This is a genomic window from Marinococcus sp. LNHM5E3-2.1 (assembly GCF_056034365.1).
This window is the reverse complement of the sequence record NZ_JBQLIB010000004.1, coordinates 164,979-187,323: the sequence shown is the minus strand read 5'-3', so window position 1 is coordinate 187,323 and position 22,345 is coordinate 164,979. Positions and strand designations below refer to the sequence as shown.

Genomic DNA, 22,345 nt, shown 5'->3' with positions numbered 1-22,345 from the left:
CTTTGCCAAGCATGGCGATATCGCCCCTTTTCTTTTTAGTATACGACCCTTCGGGGCGCTTGCCTACAAAAAAACTGTCGAGAAAGGAGACTTTCTCGACAGCCTGAAAAAACGCTGCAGTTCTGCAGCGTTTTGTTCGTCTATTAACCAATCCGGTCAAGCCGGCGCTCCATCCGCTCAAGCTGATGGTCTCCCGCTCTCTTTTTATTGGAGGCTTTAATTACTTTCTTCAGCTTTTTCTTCGTTGTCCCTGCCGGAAGAAGGCCCTCACTGATCAGAAACTTGTAAAAGAAATCGAGTCGCCCGGTTTCCAGCTGATAAGCACGCGGAACCTGCTGCAGGTACGAACTGACCGCATCTGATAAGGAGGCGTTGTGAGTATCCAATTCGCTGTAACGTTCTTTATACATGCGGTAATTGTTTTCACTGAGGCGGTTCATAAGCGTCAGCAGAAAACGTTCCTCATTTCCCTGAAGCTGAAAGCCTTTCTTCTCAATCAAACGAAGAAATACAGCAAGATCCGTGTTGTAAAAGTCGAGCGCAAGCTTCATTTCACTTGTGACAGAGAGTGTCAGCGAATACTTCCCCTGCGCACGGGCAAGAAGCCGGTTGTAAAGCGCCCGGTTCACACGGTCGTTTAAAAGAAATGACGGATGGATCGTATACAAATATTTTTCAATATCTTTATTGAGAAGTTCATCAGTCCAATCATCATTTTCACGTCTCTGCCTCATCTGTACCTGCAGATCCGTATTGTAATCCTGAATCCGTTCTTCTGTTTGCCGGGCAAGCTGATCGCGCTTGTCCATCCATTTTTGCTTCATTGCTTTTAGCATATGAAAGCCTCCCTTCCTTATCCTCTCTCTTATAGGCTGGTTTACCCAACCCTCTCTTTATTTCCTAGAGCAGTGTATCACATCACAACTTAAAATAAAATAGAGCATTTAAAAGTTTTTCGTATGAATTTAAACCTTTACGCTACTGAGTGCTTTTATTGGACTCACAGAAGGATATATCACATTACAAAGGCATTCACTTCTTTTTTTTGCAGCAAAAAAACCTTTCCGGACTGGAAAGGTTTTACGTATCGAAATGCAGGCGGGGGCCCGCAGTCGTTATGTATGATGGATTAATTGAACTCATGCAGGCCAAGGCTTATTTCCAGACCTTTACGTACCTGCTCCATGGTTTCATCATCGAGATGGGTAATTTTATCAGTTAACCGCTGCTTATCAATAGTACGAAGCTGCTCGAGCAGGATAACGCTGTCACGGTCAAATCGATGCTTGGCTGCATCAATTTCTACGTGTGTCGGCATTTTTGCCTTTTTAATCTGTGCCGTAATAGCAGCTACAATCACCGTAGGACTGAAGCGGTTACCAATATTATTTTGAATGATAAGTACGGGGCGGACGCCTCCCTGCTCTGATCCAACTACCGGAGACAGATCCGCAAAAAATACGTCCCCCCGTTTAACTACTTTTTTATGATGCTGATTGTTTTGTTTCGAATCACTCAAACCACCCATTCACCTCCTTTTCCGGTTGCGCGCTCATGCTGCCGGACAGGATGAACAGCTAGTCTTGTTCATGCAGCCGTCGTTCTGTCGTCTGTGTAGATTCTGTTTCGGCATATTCAAATTCAGCGCATATTTCAGCATTTAGTGCAGCCATTTCTGCATATCCGTTCTTCAATTGTTCCTGCATGTCTGTGGATTTTTGTTTTTCAATTTGATCTTTTAATACCTGATGAAAAAAAGAATCCTTTTCTGACTGGGACAGATGTTCGATTTCCGTATAGAGTTCTTTTGGAAGTTCTAGAGCGATCTGCTGAAGCTGCGACATACGTAATTGGCCCCCTAATGTTCTGTTTTCCCTCTCTCATTATATAAGAAAGATTCACTAAAATGAAACGTGTTTTTAAAAATTTTTTGCCCGCCGCGGGCGGAATCCGCTAAAACAGTTGCGGAGAAGGGATAAACAGACAATATTTAATTATGTTTACTCACGCTAAAATCAGGCAATACAGAAAAGATAATTGATTTTCTGCCGTACTATTGTCTTTCGGGGCGTTATCTGCTATGGTGTAGTTAATTAATTTCATATCCTGCTTCTTTATTTGAGAAGTGAGGTTAGAGGCTGCGAAAACTATTAGTACGCTTTAGGAAGAGAATGAGCTCTGGTGATTAAAGCGGAAAGGGGTTTTTGCCGAAGCTGCGGACGACTCAATCGTTCAACGCTGGTCTCGTATTGAATAAATGCGGGACTGTCATACAGATTTTCTGTATGGAGGGCTATCTCACGCACGTGCGGTTCTGCTTAACAGCTGAAGCGTTCCTGCAACGATGGGCTCTTTCCATGGTTGCTTTTTTCGTGTCCGGACGGAGACGAAGACGTGAAACCGCAAGCCCTCTCTTTTTAGGCAAGACTATACTTTTAAGAGGGTGAGTAAACATGAATTTTGGCAGATTGAGTACAGCAATGGTGACTCCATTTGATGAACACGGAGATATAGATTACACAGCATTAACCAGACTGATTAATCATTTGATCAGCACAGGAACAGAAAGCATTGTGGTGGCAGGTACGACCGGCGAATCCCCAACGCTCTCCCACGAGGAAAAAATCTCGTTGTTCCGTCATACTGTCCAGACTGTAAACGGCCGGGTGCCGGTTATTGCAGGCACAGGCTCCAACGATACAAGAGCTTCACTCGCTTTGTCCCTTGAAGCTGAAAAAACCGGCATTGATGCCGTCATGCTTGTAACTCCGTATTATAACAAGCCTTCCCAGGAAGGCATGTACCAGCATTTCCGTACAATTGCTGAAGGAATTAACACTCCGGTTATGCTTTATAACATTCCAGGGCGAAGCGCGGCCGGTATGACACCGGAAACTATTGTACGGCTTTCCCATGTCAGAAACATCTGCTCCATCAAAGAAGCGAGCGGTGATCTCGAAGCTGCGGCCTATATTCTGCAGCATGCACCGCAGGACTTTACCTTATACAGCGGCGATGACAGTCTGACGCTGCCACTGCTGTCTGTTGGAGCTACCGGCGTCGTTTCTGTTTCTGCCCACGTGGCCGGAGAGAGCATGCAGGACATGATCCAGAGCTTCTTTAACGGACAGCCGGTCTATGCCGCTTCCCGGCACCGCGATCTGCTGCCGCTGATGAAATCCATGTTCGCAGCGCCTAGTCCGACTCCGGTAAAAGCAGCTCTTGAGATGCGCGGTATCATTTCCGGCGATGTCCGTCTTCCAATGGTACGTTTAAACGCGGAAGAAGAAGCACTTCTTCGCCAGGTTGTTGAACCAGCAGCCTCCTTTTATGTCGGTTAATACAGAAGTAAGGTTTTAACCCCGCCGGTTCAGGCGGGGTTTTTTAGTTCTGCTTTTATTTATGCTACGCTTTAAGTGCAAAAAAGACTATAGGAGTGCGTATGTATGAAAAAATTGATAGTGGCGCTGATCCGGCTGTATCAACGTTATATTTCCCGGTTCACGCCCCCCTCCTGCCGTTTTTATCCCACCTGTTCGCAGTACAGCATTACTGCCTTTGAGCGCTTCGGATTCTGGAAAGGGGCCTTTTTGACAGTTCGGCGCATTGTCAAATGCCATCCATTTCACCCCGGGGGTTTTGATGAAGTTCCGAAAAAAAAGCAGGCGTCCGCTAAGCATCATACTTAGCAGGCGCCTGTTTTCGTTTTTTTAACAGCAGCTGGTCCACCCACCCGGTGCCAAGCAGCACTCCGGCCACAATGAATATGAATCCTCCAAGCTGAGCCGGTGATACGTTTTCTCCGAGGATAAGCGCCGAGCTTAACAGGCCGAAAAAAGGCACAAAGTTATTAAATATGGCAGTTTTCCCCGGGCCGATTTTCGAAATCGACGCGTTATATAAAATCTGGCCGAGGCCGGTAGCAAATACTCCGGAAAGTAAAAACACGAGCCACACCCAGCCAGGAGCTGTAATATACGACTCCCACCCGGACGGGGACAGCACAAAACTGACTGCGAACAAACCAACAGAGCCGAGTATCAGCGTGTAGATCGTTAATACTCTCGGTGCCACCAGTTCAGACGCTTTTTTAATGAATAAAAAGCTCACGGCCTGGGCAGTCATTGCTGCAAAAATAAACGCATCTCCCCTCGCTGCTCCCTGAACAGCCTCCCCGCCTTCTCCGGTGAGATTAATAAGTACTGCCCCGGCAAACCCGGCAAACACCCCGAGCCAGCGAAGCTTCGTAAAGGCATCTCCCAAAAACAACATGGACAAAAGAGCTGTTGTAATAGGAAGAAGAGCCAGTATGAGCGAGCTTTTTACAGCAGTTGTTTCACTCAGCCCTATAGCTAAAAACGTATGGTGACCGGTCATGCCAAACACTGCAGCCAACAGAATATACATAAAAGCAGCCCTCGGCACCCGCTCATGCTCTTTGCGCAGAAAAACAAACAAGGCGACAGACAGGCCGGCGAGCAAAATGCGGGCCGCCTGCATATAAACCGGATTTATTTCAGCCACCAGCACCTTCAGCGCCACGACATTAAGTCCCCACATCAGCATAACAAGCATGACGGACCCGTATAATTTTCCAGCTTCGAGTGGACGCATGCTGCATTCTCTCCTTCATTTTTACATTACCGTCTCTCCCAGTACAAATAATACAAGGCTCAACACGACGGCAGCGCTTAGAATAAATGCTGTATTTTTCCTGATTACCTGAATGGTAGTCTCCCCCATTAAATGAGATGTCATAAGTATCGCTCCTGTAAACGGAGACACCTGAACGCCGAGCATCCACGACATGAGCAGCAGCACGGCCATAAACGGAGCCCCAACCCCAAAGATTTCCGGCGAAAGAGCCCCGCCGAGACCAGTGACAATTATTACGGGGTGAATACCTACCGCAGAGAGCCCCATTACGATAGCGACCACCCAGGCAATCAGCAGAATCATATAGCCCTGGGACAAAAAGCTGATGGCTTCAGAAAGCCATCTTCCGGCATCGCTGCTTCGAAGCGCCACACTGAAAAATCCAGCCGTCACAAAAATACCAATTTCGTTGTACAGGCGTTCAAACGAACCGCTTACGTGTTTCCACGTTGACTGTGCAAACGAGACAGCCTGTTTTCGCGCCAGGGCCCACACCCACGGATACAAAAGGGCGAGCACCGAAACAATTGTCAGCATGCTGTATGGCAGCAGTGCTTCAAGCAAAAAAGAAGCAGCAAGCAGAATGCCTAAAAATAGTAAAAATGTGCGCATCGAAGACACCGGCGGATTGACTTCTTTTTCTTTCTCTGGAACCGTCCAGGCATCATCGGCGAATGCTGACGAGCGGAAAAATACAACGACCAGAGCTGTCAACACAGCAGCCATCACGATCCCGTAGGGTCCGACTTCTCCCCAGCTCAAATCATAGATGCTTAAAATCAGGGCCATATTTACAAAATACGGCGACCAGAGCATACACGAGCCAAATCCCCTGAGTACCGTTAATGCCATTCTTTTTTTCTCAAAAGATGGAAAGCTTTCTTTAGCAATGCCGTACACAAGCGGCATGGAGCCGAGGTTCAGAATGGCACCAATGCTTGCTGTCACGCCGTAGCCAAGCCGGTGCGGCGGCACTCCTCTTTTTTTGTTCTGTTGTTCGAGATATTGTTGAAAAGCATGCAGATGCCCCGCTTCCGACATGTACGTCCCAATCAGCGGCACCGTTAAAAAGAGGGCAAGCAGCGGCAGGTTTTCCCCGAAGCTTGTCCACACCGTCTGCCAGGAAACACCGTACGTCCAGAACAAAGCAATGCCGACAGCAATCAGCACGTAAACCACACGCCGGTTCAGGGGCGGCATCACAGGCAGGGATGCCACTAGCAGCACCCCGGCAATAAAACTGTATCCGTATTCGACAAACGGAACGTTTAAAAGCACTTCTAAAAAATAGCAAAATACAGCTGCAAAAGCTGCAGCTCCCAGTGTTGGTTTTATGTAGGCCTGCCGGTTCATGATCATTCCCCGTTTTAGTCAAATCTTCATTGCAAACACCTTTATGCTACCACTATCCGGAAAAAATAGCCAACACCCGCATATCATTCATAAAAAAGCGGACTCCTTTTTTGGAAGTCCGCTGCCTGTTTCTTATCTATAGTGGGCGTTCAATCGGTTTTCCGCAAAACCGTCACCGAGTACCCCGGGTTCTTTTACATACATATCCCGCGGCACGTGACTGAGCAGTTCACAGCCATTTTCCGTAATGCGGATCGATTCTGTAATCTCTACCCCGTGGTCATCAAGCCAGATGCCAGGCATCAGGTGAAACGTCATGTTCGGCTGCAAAATAGTGTGATCACCCTTCCGGAAGCTGACCGTATGCTCGCCCCAGTCCGGCGGATAGCTGAGCCCGATGGAGTAGCCGAGGCGGGATTCCTTAAAATACCCGCGTCTTGCGATCGTCCGGCTCCACACGCTTTCCACTTCTTCTGCCGTCATCCCCGGCTTAATTGAATCCATCGTAGTTTCGATGCCTTCAACGACCGTTTCTGAGAGATCATACATTTTTTCAGGAGCCTGGCCGATCGCCATCGTCCGTGCCATTGGAGTATGATAGCGCATATACGCCCCGGCAATTTCAATCGTTAAAAAGTCCCCGTAGTTATATTTCCGGTCCGTCCATGTCAAATGCGGGGTAGCTGTATTTTCGTTCGCGGGAATCATCGGCACAATCGACGTATAATCTCCACCGAATTCCTTTGTTCCAAGAATCTGGGCATTGGTGATAGCCGCAGCTACTTCATTTTCACGAACGCCGACATCTACCGTATCAAAACCAGCCTGCATGGCATTTTCGAGTATACGTCCAGCGCGGTACATGCACTCAATTTCCGCTTCTGATTTTACCAGCCGGACCCAGTTGACAAGCGTGCTGAAATTACGGAATTCGGCATTTGGGAGACCAGCCTGGATTCGTTCATAGCACATGGCGGTAAAATAAAATGCATCCATCTCCAGTCCAATTTTACGGTTGCCCTGGCCGATCTCGGTCAGGATGTTCGCTGCGAAATCCATAGGGTGCTTGATCGTCGACTGCACAAATTCATCAGGATACGGAATGATATGGTCTTCGTCAAGCCATGTAGTGACGGTAGCGCTGTGGGCATCCATTTCCCGCCCGATCCATAATGGCTGATCTTCGTCAATCATCACAATCACCATTTGATGCACATAAAACGACCATGCGTTATATCCTGTTAAATAGTACATGTTCGATGGATTGGAGACCAATAGCACTTCAATACCGTATTCCATCATTTTCATTTTCGTCTGGTTCATTCTCGTCAGGTACTCATCTTTTTCAAATAACATGAGCTGATCCCCCCTTTTATCCCGTTTACATTTAATTATTCATCAATGGTAAAGCATACGAGCCGTTTTTCCGACATTTCTTCAATGGCAAATGCTACGCCTTCGCGGCCGATGCCTGAATGCTTAACGCCGCCAAATGGCATGGCATCGATCCGGAAATCGCTGCTGTCGTTTACCATGACACCGCCGACGTGAAGCTTGCGTACAGCCTTCAGCGCTAAATTGATATCATTCGTATAAATACCGGCCTGCAGACCGAAAGGCACACTGTTCGAGCGTGTGACTGCTTCATCAAACGTTGCCACAGAAGCAAGTATTACTACCGGGCCGAACACTTCTTCTTTTACAATCGTTATATCCTCCGGCACGTTCGACAGAACAGTCGGCTCGATAAAGGCGCCGTGCCGTTTGCCGCCGGCAAGCACTTTGGCTCCTGCCTCCACTGCTTCTTCAATCCAGCTTTCAATCCGTTTAGCTTCTTTTTCATTGATTACCGGGCCGATATCCGAATCCTTATCCATCTTTCTGCCTGCACGCACCTGTTTGGCTTTATCCACAAACGATGCTTCAAACGCTTCGTAAATTTCTTCGTGAGCATACACCCGCTGGACACTCAGGCAGTTCTGGCCGGCGGCTCCAAACGCTCCGTCCACGCCTGACTGGGCCGCCTTTTCAATGTCTGCGTCCTTCCAGATAATAAACGGGGAATTCGAGCCCAGCTCCATGGACAGCTTTTTCAGTCCTGCTTTATGGGCAATGCTTTTTCCTGTTTCATAGCCACCGGTAAAGCTGATCATCTGAACGTCTTCTGCTTCAACCAGAATGTCGCCGATGTCACGGCCTCTTCCTGTAATTACTGTGAGTACTTTTTTCGGCAGACCGGCGGCAATAAACGCTTCGGCCAGCTTTAACGCACTGAGCGGTGTTTCTGTTGCCGGCTTCACAATTACAGCATTCCCGGCGGCAATCGCCGGTGCTACCTTGTGGGCCACCAGATTCAATGGATCGTTAAACGGCGTGATAGCTGCTACAACGCCTACCGGGAAGTGATAATAGTATCCCATCCGGTTCGTATTGCCTTCCATCTGGTCGAAATTAATCGATTCCCCGGAAAGACGGCGTGCCTCTTCCGCTCCAAGACGTATCGTCTCAGCGGTCCTTCGTGCCTCACCTGAAGCTTCCGCTATCGTTTTGCTTCCTTCAAGAGCAATGATTTCCGCAAACTCCTCTGCATGATCAAGCACATAATCCGCTACTTTATTTAATATATCCATACGTTCCCGGACGCTCAGCGCTTCGGCGATTTCCTTTCCTTCCACAGCAATCCGCACAGCTTCGCGCGCATCGTCACTGCTTGCCATCGGCACTGTGCTGATAACGGACTGATCCTCGGGATTGACGACGTCCAGCGTTTGTTCCCGGCCGACCCATTCTCCGCCGAGCAGCATCTTTTGCTCTGTGATTTTTGTTGTCATATTATCCCGCCTTTATATAGTATTTCGGTCCATGTTAATCAAATCGATCAACAATGCAAATCCTGTTTCCGGCACGCCGGCCCCGGCGCCCATCAGCGTAATCGGACCGCTCAGGTCGCATTCATAAGTGACCGCGTTTACCGCACCTCCGACGTTAGCGAGGGCGTCATCCTCAGAGAGCAGCTCTGGTTTTACAGACCCCTTGATTGTGCCGTTGACGTTTTCAACGCGCCCGATCAGCTTCCAATGCTTATTTTCATTTTTTGCCTGCTGCATATCTTCTGCAGAAAGAGATGTAATTCCTTGGCGTTCCACATCCTCTTTTTTCAAATCTGCTCCCATAACGACGTTGGCTAGAATGACTACTTTATACAATACATCATAGCCTTCAACATCGCTCGTGGGATCTGCTTCCGCGTATCCGCGGGATTGTGCCTCTTTTAAAGCTTCGCTGTATTCCATGCCCTGCTCCATCTGGGTGAGCATGTAATTGGTCGTTCCGTTCATGATTCCTTTAATGGAAGTAATCCGGTTTCCGGAAAGGCTTGTAAGCGGCATCCGGATTGCCGGTGTTCCGCTCATGACCGTTCCCTCGAATAAAAACCGTACCCCGTTCTCTTCCGCCAGTGCCTGAAGCTCTTTGTAGGCAAGGGCTACGGGGCCTTTATTCGTAAGAACAGCATTTTTGCCGGCCTTGAACGCCGTTTTGCAGTGGTCAATCGCCGGCTGGCCGGTCTCCACATTGGTGAACGTAATTTCGATCACGGTATCAGCGTTCGACTGGGTAATCGTTTCGATGCTGTCCCACCCGCGAACGAGCCCTTCGGTATCAGGGTAGTTTTCGACCGTGCCGTCTTTTTTCAGGCAGTCGAGCACCTTCTGCATGTCAAGGCCGTCCGGGTGGTGAAGGGAGCCTTTGTACAAATCGGAAACAGAAACTACCACAAAGTCGGAACCAAACGTTTCCTTCAGCCAGCTTCCCCGTTCCAATAGTATTTCTGCAAGGCCCCGGCCCACTCCGCCAAACCCTATAAAGTCTAATTTATGCGGCATATTTTTTCCTCCCAGTCTAGTCTGTCTTGTGCTTTGTCATATAGTGTACAGCTGCTCCTGCAAGCAGGGAAGCTCCAATTGGTAAAATGGTTTCTTCAATATCAAACTGGGGCATGTGCAGCCCGCTGTCTGCGCGATCAGGATAGCCTGCGCCGAGAAACATCATGCAGGACGGCACCTCGCGGGCCATGTAACTGAAATCTTCTCCGCCCATGCCGTAGGATTCTTCGTGAATAACCGTTTCCGGGTATAGTTCTTCGAGTACGGCCCGGTAGGCCTTTACCGCTTCGGGACTGTTGACGAGCGCCGGCTCTCCTTCAGCGATCGTTACCTCCTGGGAGGCATTCATCGTCTCGGCTATGCGGAAGGCCTGCTGCAGCTCCTCACGCAGCCGCTTGCGGGTGGCCTCCGAATAGCTGCGCATTGTGCCCCGGATACGGACTTCGTCCGGTATAACGTTCGTCGAAGCTCCTGCCTTTAATTCGCCGATACTCACTACTGCCGGCTCAAGCGGAGACGTCCGCCGTGAAACGATTCCCTGCATCGCCTGCATCACAAACGTGCTGATCCACACCGGGTCAGTGGCAAGATGCGGATAAGCCCCGTGGCCTCCGCTTGCACGAATGACCCCTTCAAACGTATCGATGCCTGCCATGCTCGGGCCTTCCTGCAGCCTTACGTGACCAGGCGTGAACTCAGGGTCCATATGAAGGGCAAAGGCTGCCCGGGCCCCTTCTAGCCAACCGCGACTGATCAGATACGGACTGCCGGTGCTGCCGTATTCATCTGTATCTTCTTCTGCCGGCTGAAAAATGAAGCGGATGGTTCCGTTTAAAAGCTCCCGCTGCTTATGAAGCACAAAGCAGGCACCGAGCAGCATGGCGGTATGGGCGTCGTGCCCGCATGCATGCATTTTCCCTTCATACGTGGAAGCATAATCACAGTCGTTCTCTTCCTGGATCGGGAGGGCGTCAATATCTGCACGCAAAATGACGAGAGGGCCGTCCCCGGCCCTAAGCTCTGCAATTACGGCCGTATCGAGACCCGTTTCTTCTCTGCCGCTGTAAATTCTTAAATCCTGAAGTCCGGCAAGCGTCGCTTTAATAAATGATGCTGTTTCATGCTCTTCAAAGCTCAGCTCGGGACGGCGGTGCAGGCCGCGCCTCCACTCCACCAGCTGCTCCCGGATCGCTTCTGCTTCTTCTTTAATCGTTTTGGTCACTATAGTCATCGCTCCAACCGCCCTTTATTTTTGCACGCTTTCGGCTTTTGGCAGCGAAGCCAGTGCCTGTTCCAAATCGTTAATAAGATCATCTGTGTCTTCAATTCCGACCGAGTAGCGCACGAGGCTTTCCGGAATACCGAGAGCTGCGCGTTCTTCCGGTGTATTCTCTACGTGGCTCGTCGTTCTTGCCGGTCCTACCGTCGTTTCCACCGACCCCAGATTTGCTGCACGGTTGGCGTACTCGAGTTTTGGCAGGAACTGGCGCACAGCATCCATTCCGCCTTTTAACGAGAAGCTGAACATGCCGCCGAACTGTTTCATTTGTTTCTCTGCAATATCATGACCCGGATGAGTTTTGAGCCCCGGATAGAATACCTGGTCCACCTGCTCATGATTTTGCAGATGTTCAGCGATCCTCATAGCGGATTCGCACTGCTGGCGCACCCGGAGATGAAGCGTCTTCATGCCCCGGATCATCAGGTAGGCAGCCATTGGATCCATCGTCGCTCCGTTGATTTCGCGGTAATGGAAGATCTTTTCGACCAGATCCTTACGGCCGCAAACTGCCCCGCCGAGGGCATCCGCGTGCCCGCCCAGAAACTTTGTTGCGCTGTGAATAACAAGATCCACACCAAATTCGATCGGGTTCTGGTTGATTGGGGTTGCAAATGTGTTATCGACAAACACAAGCGCTCCCACTTCCTTTGCCACCCTGGTCATTCGTTCGATATCAGTAATTTTCACCGTTGGATTGGTTGGTGTTTCAAGGTATAAAATATCGCAGCCTTTACGGACTTCTGCCTCAATCTCTTCATGGTTGCCCGTTTCACAGAGCGACACATCAATATCCATGTGCGGCAGAAATTCGGTAAAGATTTTGTTAGTACCACCGTACGTATCCTTCATGGATACTACCCGGTCGCCCGGACGGAGGAATGTAGCCAGAGAGTTACTGATCGCAGCCATGCCGGTCGAAAAGCTCGTAGCCGCCTCAGCATCTTCCAAAATTCTGATTTTTTCTTCGAACGATTGCAGGGTAGGGTTCGTATTCCGACCATAGATATGCCCTTCTTTCTTTCCTGTTGCTACGTCATACCAATGGTCCAGATCGTCGTACGTATAGGCAACACTGTGGACTACCGGAACCTGAGTCGCTCCAAATGCCCGGTATTCTTTTTCTCCTGCCCATACTGCTTTTGTTGAACGATTAATGTGTGTGTTTGTCATGATTGAACACAACCTTCCCTGTTACTATTTTTTCTCTACCTTCAGTGTATAGATTATCTGTTTAAATTCCATTCACACAATTGTATGAAGTTTCGCACTTTCTTTTGCACAATGTGCATGACACATTATCTTCCATGCAAATATGGTAAAATAATAATCAGAAGATGAATTTACGTTTTGGTATTGTAAAGGGGTGTCTGGCGATGATTTCTATGCAACAAGTATTACAGCTTCCAATTATGAACACGGCCCTTCCACTCACATCGAATGCCGATTCAAGCTCTATTACCGTTTACTGGGCATCGGTTATAGAAACACCTGTGGAAGATTTCGTCCGGCCACGGGAATTAATTTTAAGTTCCGGGATCGGATGTCAAAACGAGAAGGAACTGCTTGAGTTTATTGAAGAGCTGATGGAAGCAGGAGCGAGCGGTTTGATTTTGTCTGTAGGCCACTACATCTCCTCCATTCCTGACAACGTGATCGACTTTTGTGAGTCAAAAGCGTTTCCGCTCGTGGAAATTCCGTGGGAGATCCGTTTTTCGGACATTACAGAAGCGATTTCCGAAGCCCTTCATAAAAGCTCTCTCCGCTCCATCGACGTTTCAAATAAAATCCGCACAGACCTTCTCGAAATCATACTTGAAGGCAAAGGCATGGAGGCAATTGCCTCTTACGTATACGAACAGCTGCATATACCAATGCTTGTAGTCGATAAGCGCGGACGCCTGAAGACGCAGACGAACCGTTCGTCGGGCCTCGCCGAATGGTGGAACCAGTATTTAAGCCAGGGAGGGAATCCACTTTTCCCCCCTTTCCAGCAGTCAGATCCCGAAAAAAGCCTGCCGGCCAACATGGAATGGATGGATACAGATACCGGCACCCTGCTGCGCCTAACCGTGCAGACGACCCAGGATATTCAGGGTTATATGATCCTCCAGTGGCCTACCCACAAAGAAAAGCACGATGTATTTGAAGAATACACCCTGCTTCTGCTTGAACATTCGGTCACCACTTCCGCTCTCTGCTTTTTGCATGACCAGACAGCGCTTGAAACCGAGATGCGCCTGAAGGATGATTTTGTCTGGAGCCTGGCAAAGGATAATTACGAATCCCGGGACCAGGCGCTTTCGCGGGGTAAATCATTAGGCTATAACCTTGAGCTCCCTTATATCTGCTTTGTGGCCAAACCTGAAAATGTCGAACGGGTGTTTCACGCAGAATCCCCGCCGCTTTCCTATGATCACTGGCTTGAACAGATTGGCTATATGTTTGAGGAAGAAGTTTCCCACGCGAGCCGTTATTTAAAAGCACGCGTGATGAGCACGTTCCAAAAATCCGAGCTGATTGTGTATCTGGAAATGCACCCAACCATGATGTATGACACGGTATATTATTTTGCAGAAACGGTGCAGTACCGCCTCGAACAAAAAATCCCCCACCTCATCATTTCCTGGGGGGTAAGCAAGACAGCTGCACCCTGGGAATTTGTTACAAGCTTTTCGGAGGCTTCCTCTGCTCTTGATGCCGGACGCAGGCAGCGGGGATTCGGCTACATTCATACGTATGAAGACACGCGTTTTGACCGGGCTCTGATGTCTCTGTCTAAAAATGAAGAAATCCGCCAGATCGCTGAAGCTACAGTTGCCCCCCTCCATCATTATTCCGTCGAACGGGGCATTGATTTAATGAAAACGGTCCGCACCTACAATGAATGCAAGGGCAATGTCAGTCAGACCTCCCGGGAATTAAATCTCCACCGTCAGTCCCTGCTATACCGTTTGAAAAAAATCGAATCCCTTACGAGCTGTGATTTGAATAATTCCGATGACCTGTTTTTAATTGAACTGTCTATTCGGCTCCATACAGCCGGAGCCCTGTTTGTTACCGATGAGCGCACTCCTCATGTATAAAAAGGATAAATACAAAAATAACTCTGCCCGCGGGCAGAGTTATAGTAGTTTTTGCCGTTCATAATCAGCTTTTACCGCATGGAGCGTTTTCAGCGATTTCTGGGAAAATTCGTCCTCTTTGCTTTCGAGCTCCCGCTCGTAAGCATCAAACGCCTGTCGAAGAGACTCTTTATACGTCATGTCCGGTACTGTTTCAAGCGGCTTCACCGCTTTTTTCTGCACCCAGATTTTTTCTTTTTCCGCTAGTGCCCGGCGTTCATGGAAAATCGGCACATTTGTCTTCTTCGGCTGGTGCAGGTCTCCCTGCCGCGGGTGTTCGAGCACCACTTGTACTTCCATCAGCCACTGTTCGGGATTTTCTTTTACAGGGATTCCAACGTAAACTCCTGATTTATAAGGAAATCGATATTGTTCCATCTTTTTTCCACCTTTCCTGTCAGCCTCCCGGCGTTATAGCGACAAACCATTCCCACAGCTTTTCTGCCCAGGGGACCAGATGCGTGTTTGTCCATTCATTGTATTCGTTCCATCCAAAAAGCACCTGGGCCATCTCCCCGGAAAATGAAACCATTACAAACAATAACGCCGTTGCTAGAATAAGTACGATAATGACTGCATAAATAATTACTGCTGTTAAAATCCCTTTTGCAACTTTTTTCAATGTGACTCCTACTCCAACAAAGTTTTAATCTATTGTATCAGATTATTAATAAAAATTCATTACAGTACGTGAAATTTAATAATCTTTTCTTGAAAAAGCCCGGACCCTCCGGACTTTTTCATTCTACTGCAGGTTAGTCGTTCCCATCAGGAAACGGTCGCATTCGCGGGCCGCTTCACGTCCTTCATGGATAGCCCAAACTACAAGGCTTTGACCGCGGCGGTTGTCGCCTGCTGCAAATACTTTTTCATGATTTGTAACATAGCTTCCGTATTCAGCGTTCACTGTACTTCTTTCTGTACGTTCGATTTCCATCTGCTCAAGCAGCTCCTGCTCGGGTCCTGTAAAGCCAACGGCGAGCAGTACGAGATCGGCTTTCCATACACGCTCGGTTCCAGGCACTTCGTGACGGACTTTTTTGCCGTCTTCAAAGACCGTTTCCACTTCCACCGTATGAATTTCCTTTACCTGCCCTTTTTCGTTTCCGACAAATTTCTTTGTCATTACTTTATAGGCACGCGGGTCCTCGCCCTGTAGAGCAGCTGCTTCTTTATGCCCGTCTTCCTGCTTATAAACAAGTGGATACAGCGGCCACGGGTTGTCTTCCGGACGTTCATTATCTTTTTCTTTATTGATATCAAACTGGGTCAGAGAAGCGCAGTTGTGACGGAGTGAGGTCGTAATACAGTCCACCCCGGTGTCCCCGCCGCCGATGACGATCACATGCTTATCCTTTGCACTGATATATCTGCCGTCTTCAAGGTTCGAATCCAATAGGGATTTTGTATTGCCACGCAGAAAGTCCATCGCATAGTGAATTCCTTTCAAACCGCGTCCTTCTGCCGGAACATCGCGATGATTCTGCGCGCCTGTACAGAGAATAACTGAATCGTATTCTTCATCGAGCTGTTCGGAGGTAATATCTTTTCCTACATCGACACTCGTCCGGAACTCGATCCCCTCTTCTTCCATAATATCTGTTCTTCTTGTAATGGTTTCATTTTCAAGCTTTACTTCCGGAATTCCATAGGCAAGCAGTCCGCCGATGCGGTCGTCTTTTTCGAATACCGTCACCGTATGGCCGGCCCGGTTCAGCTGCTGGGCAGCTGCAAGTCCTGCCGGTCCGGAACCGATTACCGCTACTTTTTTGCCAGTTCTTGTTTTTGGCGGCTCGGCTGTAATCCAGCCTTCCTTAAATCCTTTTTCCACAATGTGGTATTCAATGGATTTGATGGTTACCGGGTCATCGTTGATGGCTACGGTGCACGAGCCTTCGCACGGAGCCGGGCACACTCTCCCGGTGAATTCCGGGAAATTGTTCGTTTTATGGAGACGTGTCAATGCTTCCTGCCATTTTCCGCGATAGACAAGATCATTCCATTCCGGAATCAAATTGTATACGGGACAGCCAATTTCATCGGAACCGACCATGGAAGTACCAGCCTGGCAGAACGGGATCGCACAGTCCATACAGCGGGCGCCCTGTTCCTGAAGCTTATCTTCCGGCATCATGATCTGGAACTCCTGCCAGTTTTTCACCCGTTCGAGCGGGTCCAATTTACTTGGAGCTTCTCTTTTATATTCCAGAAAACCTGTTGGTTTCCCCATTTCCCTCACTCCCACTTTAGAAATCGTTGTATGCTGTTCATTCAACGCCTTTATTCGAAAAGCCAGGAAGGCTGTGAAAGCCTTCCCGGACTGTTAATTTCCAGTGACTTTTTCTTTATCTTTGTCTTCTTCCGTCGTTGCTTCCTGAAAAGCTTCAAGCACAGCATCCGCTTCGCTCAAGCCGTTGTCTATTCTTTCCTGGATCGACTGCAGCATTGCCTGGTAGTCGTACGGAATAACCTTCACGAAATGTTTGCGTTCGGTCTCCCAGGCAGCCAGGATACGCTCTGCTGCTTCGCTGCCCGTCTGTTTTCCGTGCGCTTCAATCATCTGCTGGATCTCCTGCTCGTCTCTGGCAGATTCGATCACTTCAAGACCTACCATTTCGCTGTTGTATTTACTTTCAAGCGTATGGTCAGGGTCATACACGTACGCTACGCCGCCAGACATCCCTGCTGCAAAGTTTTTACCGGTAACACCGAGATTGACGACAACACCGCCGGTCATATATTCACAGCCATGGTCCCCAACGCCTTCGACTACGACTTTTGCCCCGCTGTTTCTGACACAGAAACGCTCACCGGCTACTCCGCGGATGTAAGCCTCCCCGGAAGTGGCTCCGTAAAAGGTCGTGTTTCCAATAATAATATTGTCTTCCGCATCAAATGTAGAAGTATCCGGCGGCGTGACAATCAATTTTCCGCCTGACAGTCCTTTGCCGATATAGTCGTTGGCATCGCCAATCAGGCTCATCGTCATGCCTTTAGGAATAAACGCCCCAAAGCTCTGGCCGGCCGAACCGTAGAAAGTAAATCTGATAGTGTCCTCAGGCAGACCTTCGGCACCGTACTTCTGCGTAATTTCGCTTCCGAGCATCGTCCCGGCCACACGGTTGGTATTTTGGATATCAAACTCTCCAAACACCGGTGTCTGTGATTCAAGGGCATCCTTTGCCGCATGCTTTAACAACGTTTCGTCAAGAGAGATATTCAACTCATGGTCCTGCTTAATATGGGCCACGTGCTTGGATTGATTTTTCGCTTTCGGACGGTGAAGCAGATTCGACAGATTCACCGTCTGTGCTTTTTTATTGTTTACCGAGTCTACCTGCTTCAGCACTTCGGTATGGCCAACCATATCATCAATGCTGCGGAAGCCGAGTTCTGCCATAATTTCACGAAGCTCTTCGGCCACAAAGGTCATGAAGTTTACGACGTTATCCGGTTTGCCCATGAACTTTTTACGCAGTTCAGGATTTTGTGTAGCCACACCTACCGGGCATGTATCGAGATGACACACACGCATAATGACACAGCCAAGTACCACGAGCGGTGCCGTGGAAAATGCATATTCTTCCGCACCGAGAAGAGCCGCCACCGCTACATCGCGGCCTGTCATCAGCTTGCCGTCTGTTTCCACAGAAATCCGGTTCCGCAAATTGTTCATGACAAGCGTCTGATGCGTCTCAGCGAGCCCAATTTCCCATGGCAGGCCGGCATGCTTAATGCTTGTACGGGCAGCGGCGCCCGTGCCGCCATCGTAACCGCTGATGACTACATGGTCAGCCCGGCCTTTCGCGACGCCGGCGGCAATCGTACCGACACCGGTTCCTGAAACGAGCTTCACACTGACCCGGGCGTTCGGATTCGCATTTTTCAAATCATGGATCAGCTCTGCCAAATCTTCAATCGAATAGATATCATGGTGCGGCGGCGGCGAAATCAGGCCAACACCTGCCGTCGTACCCCGCACCTCCGCAATCCACGGATATACTTTTTTGCCGGGAAGCTGTCCGCCTTCGCCAGGCTTTGCCCCCTGGGCAATTTTAATTTGTATTTCGTCGGCGTTGACCAGGTAGTGACTTGTAACACCAAAACGTCCCGAAGCTACCTGCTTGATCGCACTCCGGCGCAGGTCACCGTTTTCATCCGGCGTAAACCGCTCTGGATTTTCCCCGCCTTCGCCCGTATTTGATTTACCGCCGATGCGGTTCATGGCGATGGCAAGTGCCTCATGAGCCTCCTCGGAAATAGAGCCGAATGACATTGCTCCAGTTTTGAAGCGTTTAAAGATATTTTCTGCCGGCTCCACTTCGTCGATGCTGATCGGCTCGCGGACTCCTTTATTAAATTCAAGCAGGCCGCGGAGCGTTGTCTGCTCCTGTTCCTGTTTATCAATAGCGTCTGAATACTTTTTAAACAGCGTGAAATCGTTAGTTTTCGCGGCGTGCTGCAGCATATGGATCGTATGTGGATTGTATTGATGAGGTTCACCGTACCGTCTCCACTGCAGATCGTCCCCAGGGTCAAGCGTCATATCCAGTCCTTCGCGGTCATTGTAGGCCCGGAAGTGGCGTTCAAGAACGTCTTCTGCAATAATTTCTGTGCTTACACCACCGATTCTTGAGGACGTCCATGTAAAATAGCGGTTGATTACTTCGTCATTAATACCGACAGCCTCAAAAACCTGGGCGCCCCGGTAGCTCTGCACCGTGGAAATGCCTATTTTTGAGAGGACCTTCATGATACCCTTTGTAGCACCTTTAATATACGTGCTTACCGCTTCCACATACGAACCTTCCATCAATCCTTCTTTGATCATGTCGTCAACCGAATCAAAGACAAGGTACGGATTGATTACTTCTGCGCCGTAGCCGAGCAGCACCGCGAGATGGTGTACTTCCCGCGGCTCGGCACTTTCAAGCACCAGACTGACATCTGTACGGCGGCCCGTACGGATGAGATGGTGATGCAGCCCGCCGACCGCAAGCAGCGCCGGGATCGGAGCGTAAGTCCCGTTCACGTCACGATCGCTTAAAATAAGAATAGTCGAGCCTTCCTCAATAACCTGGTCCGCCTGCTCAAATATACGTTCAAGAGCACGTTCCATTTCATTGGCTCCCTTTGCTGCTTCAAAGACGATGGAAAGCGTAGAAGCTGCAAATCCTTCCAGTTTATTGGAGCGGAGCTTGGCTAAATCTTCGTTGTTGACAATTGGCTTTTTTAAATACAACTGCTGGGCGTGCGATGGCTTTGGATCGAGCAGGTTGCCCTGCTTTCCGATAGTCGTGCCGACAGCAGTAACTATTTCCTCGCGGATAGCGTCTATCGGCGGGTTTGTCACCTGTGCAAACAGCTGTTTGAAGTAGTTGTATAACAGCTGCGGCTTTTTGGAAAGCACTGCAAGCGGAGAGTCGTAGCCCATCGAGCTGACCGGATCTCCTGAACCTGTGGCAAGCGGCTTGACCACTTTTTCCAATTCCTCATATGTGTAGCCGAAAGCAAGCTGACGCTGCTCCAATTTTTCGAAATTAGTGTTGTAAACGTCCTGACTTTCCAGCATATCCTCTAAATCCGTCAGGTATTCGTCTGTCCATTCCTGGTATGGATGCTCGCCGGCAATTTTGTCCTTAATCTCTCCGTCAGGAACGATACGCCCTTCTTCAAGATCCACAAGCAGCATATGGCCGGGATGCAGACGCTCTTTATATAAGACGTCTTCGGGAGCAATATCAAGCACTCCCACCTCTGAAGACATAACAATCTGGTCGTCTTTAGTAACGTAATAACGGGCCGGACGCAGGCCATTTCTGTCGAGACAGGCACCGATCTGGCTTCCGTCCGTGTATGCGATGGCTGTAGGCCCGTCCCACGGCTCCATTAAGCAGCTGTGGTACTGATAAAACGCACGTCTCTTTTCATTCATAAGCGGGTTGTTCTGCCATGGCTCAGGAATCATCATCATGGCAGCATGAGGCATTTTATGTCCGGACAGCGTCAAAAATTCAAACGCGTTATCAAACATCGATGAGTCACTGCCTTCAGCATCCACAACCGGATGAACCTTCTCCATGTCGCTGCCAAACAGTTCTGATTCAAACTTCGGCTCCCTGGCATGCATCCAGTTAACATTCCCTTTAATCGTGTTGATCTCCCCGTTATGGATGAGATAACGGTTCGGGTGCGCCCGCTCCCAGCTTGGGAATGTATTCGTGGAGAAACGGGAATGCACAAGCGCGAGCGCCGTTTCAAACTGCCGGTCATTTAAATCTTTATAAAACTGGTTCAGCTGCTCTGTCGTAAGCATCCCTTTATACACAATGGTCCGTGAGGACAGACTTGCAAAATAGAAGCTGTCCTGGTCATGAAGCTTAACCCCGTGCTCATGCTCAGACCGTTTTCTGACAATATACAATTTTCGCTCAAAATCTTCTCTCGTTTTTACATTTTCCGGGCGCTTAATAAACAGCTGGCGGATGGCAGGCATAGCCGAGAGTGCCGCGTTTCCGAGCATCGAATCGTCAGAAGGCACTTCGCGCCAGCCGAGCAGCGGCAGCCCCTCTTCTTCAACCATTTTTTCAATGGCCTGTTCGCACTGGGCACGCCTGGTGTTATCTACAGGCAGAAACAGCATCCCAACCCCGTAATCGCCTTCCTCCGGCAGCGAAAAACCGAGCTCATTTTCTTTATTTTTAAAGAAACGGTGCGGAATCTGCAGAAGCATTCCCGCGCCGTCCCCGGTATTTACTTCATCTCCCTGACCGCCGCGGTGGTCCAGGTTTCTTAAAATTTGCAATCCTTTTTCAACAATGTCGTGTGATTTTTTCCCTTTAATATCCGCAAGAAAGCCGATCCCACAGTTATCCTTCTCAAACTGGGAGTCATACAAGCCTTCTTTATAATTTTTTCTAGGCAATAACATATACCCCTCTCCACCTCTCTCCATGGTGTCCAAATTTAAATTGGTTTGCATATTATATCATTTTTCTAAACATTCGACAAATTAAGATTTGAGTTTCACTAGTCATGTAAACGCTTATAAGCAGGACTGCACGATTTTATTCTTTTAGCGCTTCTTTATATTCATACGATTTAAAGAATAAATATTCACCTTTATACATGCCATTCATAATGGCCTGTACCGGTCCGGGCGTCTGTCATCCGCTCGAGCATTGTAATTTTTCCGTCTTTTCGCACAATAAACATGGTCTGACATCTCGTTTTGTATTCCGGGAGATCAATAAACATCGATGAAAGCTGTTTCTCAAGCTGTTTGTCTATCCCTGTATCAGGAAGGTCCTGGTCGTTGGCCGGCTCTGCATTTTGCATTGCTTTAAAAAAAGGGTCAGGGTCGAGCGTATTCCCTGAAGAAGCAAGCAGCATTTCCACGTGCTTTTTTGCTTTTTCGACCTTCGGCCAGGGTGTGTTCAGAGAGGCATTGCTGAGCGCGTGCACACCTGGTGAAAGGCGCTCTGCATGCGGCCCTTCTTTGTGATTATGTAAATAAAACAATTCCTTATCTGAGCCCGCGATCATATTGAAGCCTCTGTACTCGTTGCGGTCTTTTTTCACTGCTTCAAGCGCCTGCCCCGATTCGTTCCGCAAAAATCGCAGCGGCAGATGCCCGCGTGATTTTTCACCGTTTTCCATGCCCGGCCTGCGGATATTTGTCACAGCTGCGAACCGTCCGGAAAGACTGCCTCCCATCCATGTGCCGCCCTGCTGCAAATCTTTTCCCGCCACGATGCCTTCGCCTTCCCATTTATGAAGGCGTTCAGTCGGCCGTTCTAAAAATTCATCCCGGTTGGAAACCACGACAAGTGGGAACCATGGATGCATCTGATACGCAAAAGCAATTAAACACATGCCATTCGTTCCTTTCTTCTTCCTGCGGATGGTTGCCGCACGCTGGATCTGATTCGTCGTTTATCCGCTTTCGTTTTATAAATGGAGCAAATGCTTTTTCTATTGAATAGTATTTGCTGTACCTGGCAATTCTACCTGAAAAAAGCCTTCTGGCTTCTGGCGCCTGTATTATA

The 22,345-nt window shown here is 48.9% G+C and carries 19 protein-coding genes and 1 riboswitch; of the genes, 3 read left to right on the top strand and 16 right to left on the bottom strand.

Translation table 11 applies throughout. From position 1 onward, the window contains the following. From ACTRXH_RS07680 to ACTRXH_RS07665, 4 genes are all read right to left on the bottom strand, one after another. Positions 1-181, bottom strand: a 181-nt coding sequence (locus ACTRXH_RS07680) for a hypothetical protein (protein ID WP_474281483.1), incomplete at its 3' end; no start/stop codon positions are given. Continuing rightward, complete coding sequence (locus ACTRXH_RS07675) at positions 144-836, bottom strand: hypothetical protein (RefSeq protein WP_474281481.1); 693 nt, start codon at positions 834-836, stop codon at positions 144-146. The genes ACTRXH_RS07680 and ACTRXH_RS07675, both read right to left, overlap by 38 nt. 293 nt (positions 837-1,129) lie before the next feature. Beyond that, a complete protein-coding gene (locus ACTRXH_RS07670; RefSeq protein ID WP_022792199.1) occupies positions 1,130-1,519 on the bottom strand; it encodes a type II toxin-antitoxin system PemK/MazF family toxin in 390 nt (129 codons plus the stop codon). A 58-nt stretch (positions 1,520-1,577) separates the two neighbouring features. Then, positions 1,578-1,844, bottom strand: coding sequence for a hypothetical protein (locus tag ACTRXH_RS07665; protein ID WP_322525078.1), 267 nt, complete (start codon positions 1,842-1,844; stop codon positions 1,578-1,580). Positions 1,845-2,124: 280 nt separating this feature from the next. Beyond that, positions 2,125-2,304: riboswitch (Lysine riboswitch) on the top strand. A 149-nt stretch (positions 2,305-2,453) separates the two neighbouring features. Between ACTRXH_RS07665 and dapA the strand changes: the two genes are divergently transcribed. Beyond that, positions 2,454-3,341 (top strand): 4-hydroxy-tetrahydrodipicolinate synthase, encoded by an 888-nt coding sequence (gene dapA / locus ACTRXH_RS07660; RefSeq protein WP_298785836.1) that lies wholly within the window; start codon positions 2,454-2,456, stop codon positions 3,339-3,341. A 105-nt stretch (positions 3,342-3,446) separates the two neighbouring features. After that, on the top strand, positions 3,447-3,689 hold the full coding sequence (gene yidD / locus ACTRXH_RS07655; RefSeq protein WP_322525080.1) for a membrane protein insertion efficiency factor YidD: 243 nt from the start codon (positions 3,447-3,449) through the stop codon (positions 3,687-3,689). On the opposite strand, the gene ACTRXH_RS07650 is transcribed toward yidD, so the two are convergent. From ACTRXH_RS07650 to ACTRXH_RS07620, 7 genes are all read right to left on the bottom strand, one after another. Next, positions 3,673-4,614, bottom strand: a complete 942-nt coding sequence (locus ACTRXH_RS07650) for a DMT family transporter (RefSeq protein WP_474281479.1) — start codon at positions 4,612-4,614, stop codon at positions 3,673-3,675. The genes yidD and ACTRXH_RS07650 overlap by 17 nt on opposite strands. Before the next feature lie 21 nt (positions 4,615-4,635). After that, complete coding sequence (locus ACTRXH_RS07645) at positions 4,636-6,009, bottom strand: hypothetical protein (protein WP_474281477.1); 1,374 nt, start codon at positions 6,007-6,009, stop codon at positions 4,636-4,638. Between the two features lie 132 nt (positions 6,010-6,141). Further along, a complete protein-coding gene (locus ACTRXH_RS07640) occupies positions 6,142-7,365 on the bottom strand; it encodes a M24 family metallopeptidase (RefSeq protein WP_474262081.1) in 1,224 nt (407 codons plus the stop codon). A gap of 35 nt (positions 7,366-7,400) precedes the next feature. Next, positions 7,401-8,840, bottom strand: coding sequence for an aldehyde dehydrogenase family protein (locus ACTRXH_RS07635; protein ID WP_474262082.1), 1,440 nt, complete (start codon positions 8,838-8,840; stop codon positions 7,401-7,403). A gap of 12 nt (positions 8,841-8,852) precedes the next feature. After that, the gene (locus tag ACTRXH_RS07630; protein WP_474278910.1) at positions 8,853-9,893 is read right to left on the bottom strand and encodes a homoserine dehydrogenase; all 1,041 of its coding nucleotides are present in this window, start codon (positions 9,891-9,893) and stop codon (positions 8,853-8,855) included. Between the two features lie 16 nt (positions 9,894-9,909). After that, positions 9,910-11,124 carry a M20 metallopeptidase family protein gene (locus tag ACTRXH_RS07625; RefSeq protein WP_474281475.1) on the bottom strand — a complete coding sequence of 405 codons (1,215 nt, stop codon included), beginning with the start codon at positions 11,122-11,124 and terminating at the stop codon, positions 9,910-9,912. 15 nt (positions 11,125-11,139) lie between these two features. Beyond that, positions 11,140-12,345: a cystathionine gamma-synthase family protein gene (locus tag ACTRXH_RS07620; RefSeq protein WP_474281473.1), complete on the bottom strand. Its 1,206-nt coding sequence runs from the start codon at positions 12,343-12,345 to the stop codon at positions 11,140-11,142. 203 nt (positions 12,346-12,548) lie between these two features. Here ACTRXH_RS07620 and ACTRXH_RS07615 point away from each other — a divergent pair, with 203 nt between their 5' ends. Beyond that, entirely contained in the window at positions 12,549-14,258 is a 1,710-nt protein-coding gene (locus tag ACTRXH_RS07615) for a PucR family transcriptional regulator (protein ID WP_474281471.1), read from the top strand. A gap of 39 nt (positions 14,259-14,297) precedes the next feature. On the opposite strand, the gene kapB is transcribed toward ACTRXH_RS07615, so the two are convergent. The 5 genes from kapB to ACTRXH_RS07590 form a co-directional block, all read right to left on the bottom strand. Further along, positions 14,298-14,675: a sporulation phosphorelay system protein KapB gene (gene kapB, locus ACTRXH_RS07610; protein WP_474281469.1), complete on the bottom strand. Its 378-nt coding sequence runs from the start codon at positions 14,673-14,675 to the stop codon at positions 14,298-14,300. 19 nt (positions 14,676-14,694) lie between these two features. After that, positions 14,695-14,919, bottom strand: a complete 225-nt coding sequence (locus ACTRXH_RS07605; RefSeq protein ID WP_474281467.1) for a hypothetical protein — start codon at positions 14,917-14,919, stop codon at positions 14,695-14,697. A 123-nt stretch (positions 14,920-15,042) separates the two neighbouring features. Then, positions 15,043-16,527 (bottom strand): glutamate synthase subunit beta, encoded by a 1,485-nt coding sequence (locus ACTRXH_RS07600; protein WP_474281465.1) that lies wholly within the window; start codon positions 16,525-16,527, stop codon positions 15,043-15,045. Between the two features lie 93 nt (positions 16,528-16,620). Then, positions 16,621-21,228 carry a glutamate synthase large subunit gene (gltB, locus tag ACTRXH_RS07595; RefSeq protein ID WP_474262090.1) on the bottom strand — a complete coding sequence of 1,536 codons (4,608 nt, stop codon included), beginning with the start codon at positions 21,226-21,228 and terminating at the stop codon, positions 16,621-16,623. A 191-nt stretch (positions 21,229-21,419) separates the two neighbouring features. Next, positions 21,420-22,172: an NRDE family protein gene (locus ACTRXH_RS07590; RefSeq protein WP_474281463.1), complete on the bottom strand. Its 753-nt coding sequence runs from the start codon at positions 22,170-22,172 to the stop codon at positions 21,420-21,422. Positions 22,173-22,345 lie beyond the last annotated feature (173 nt).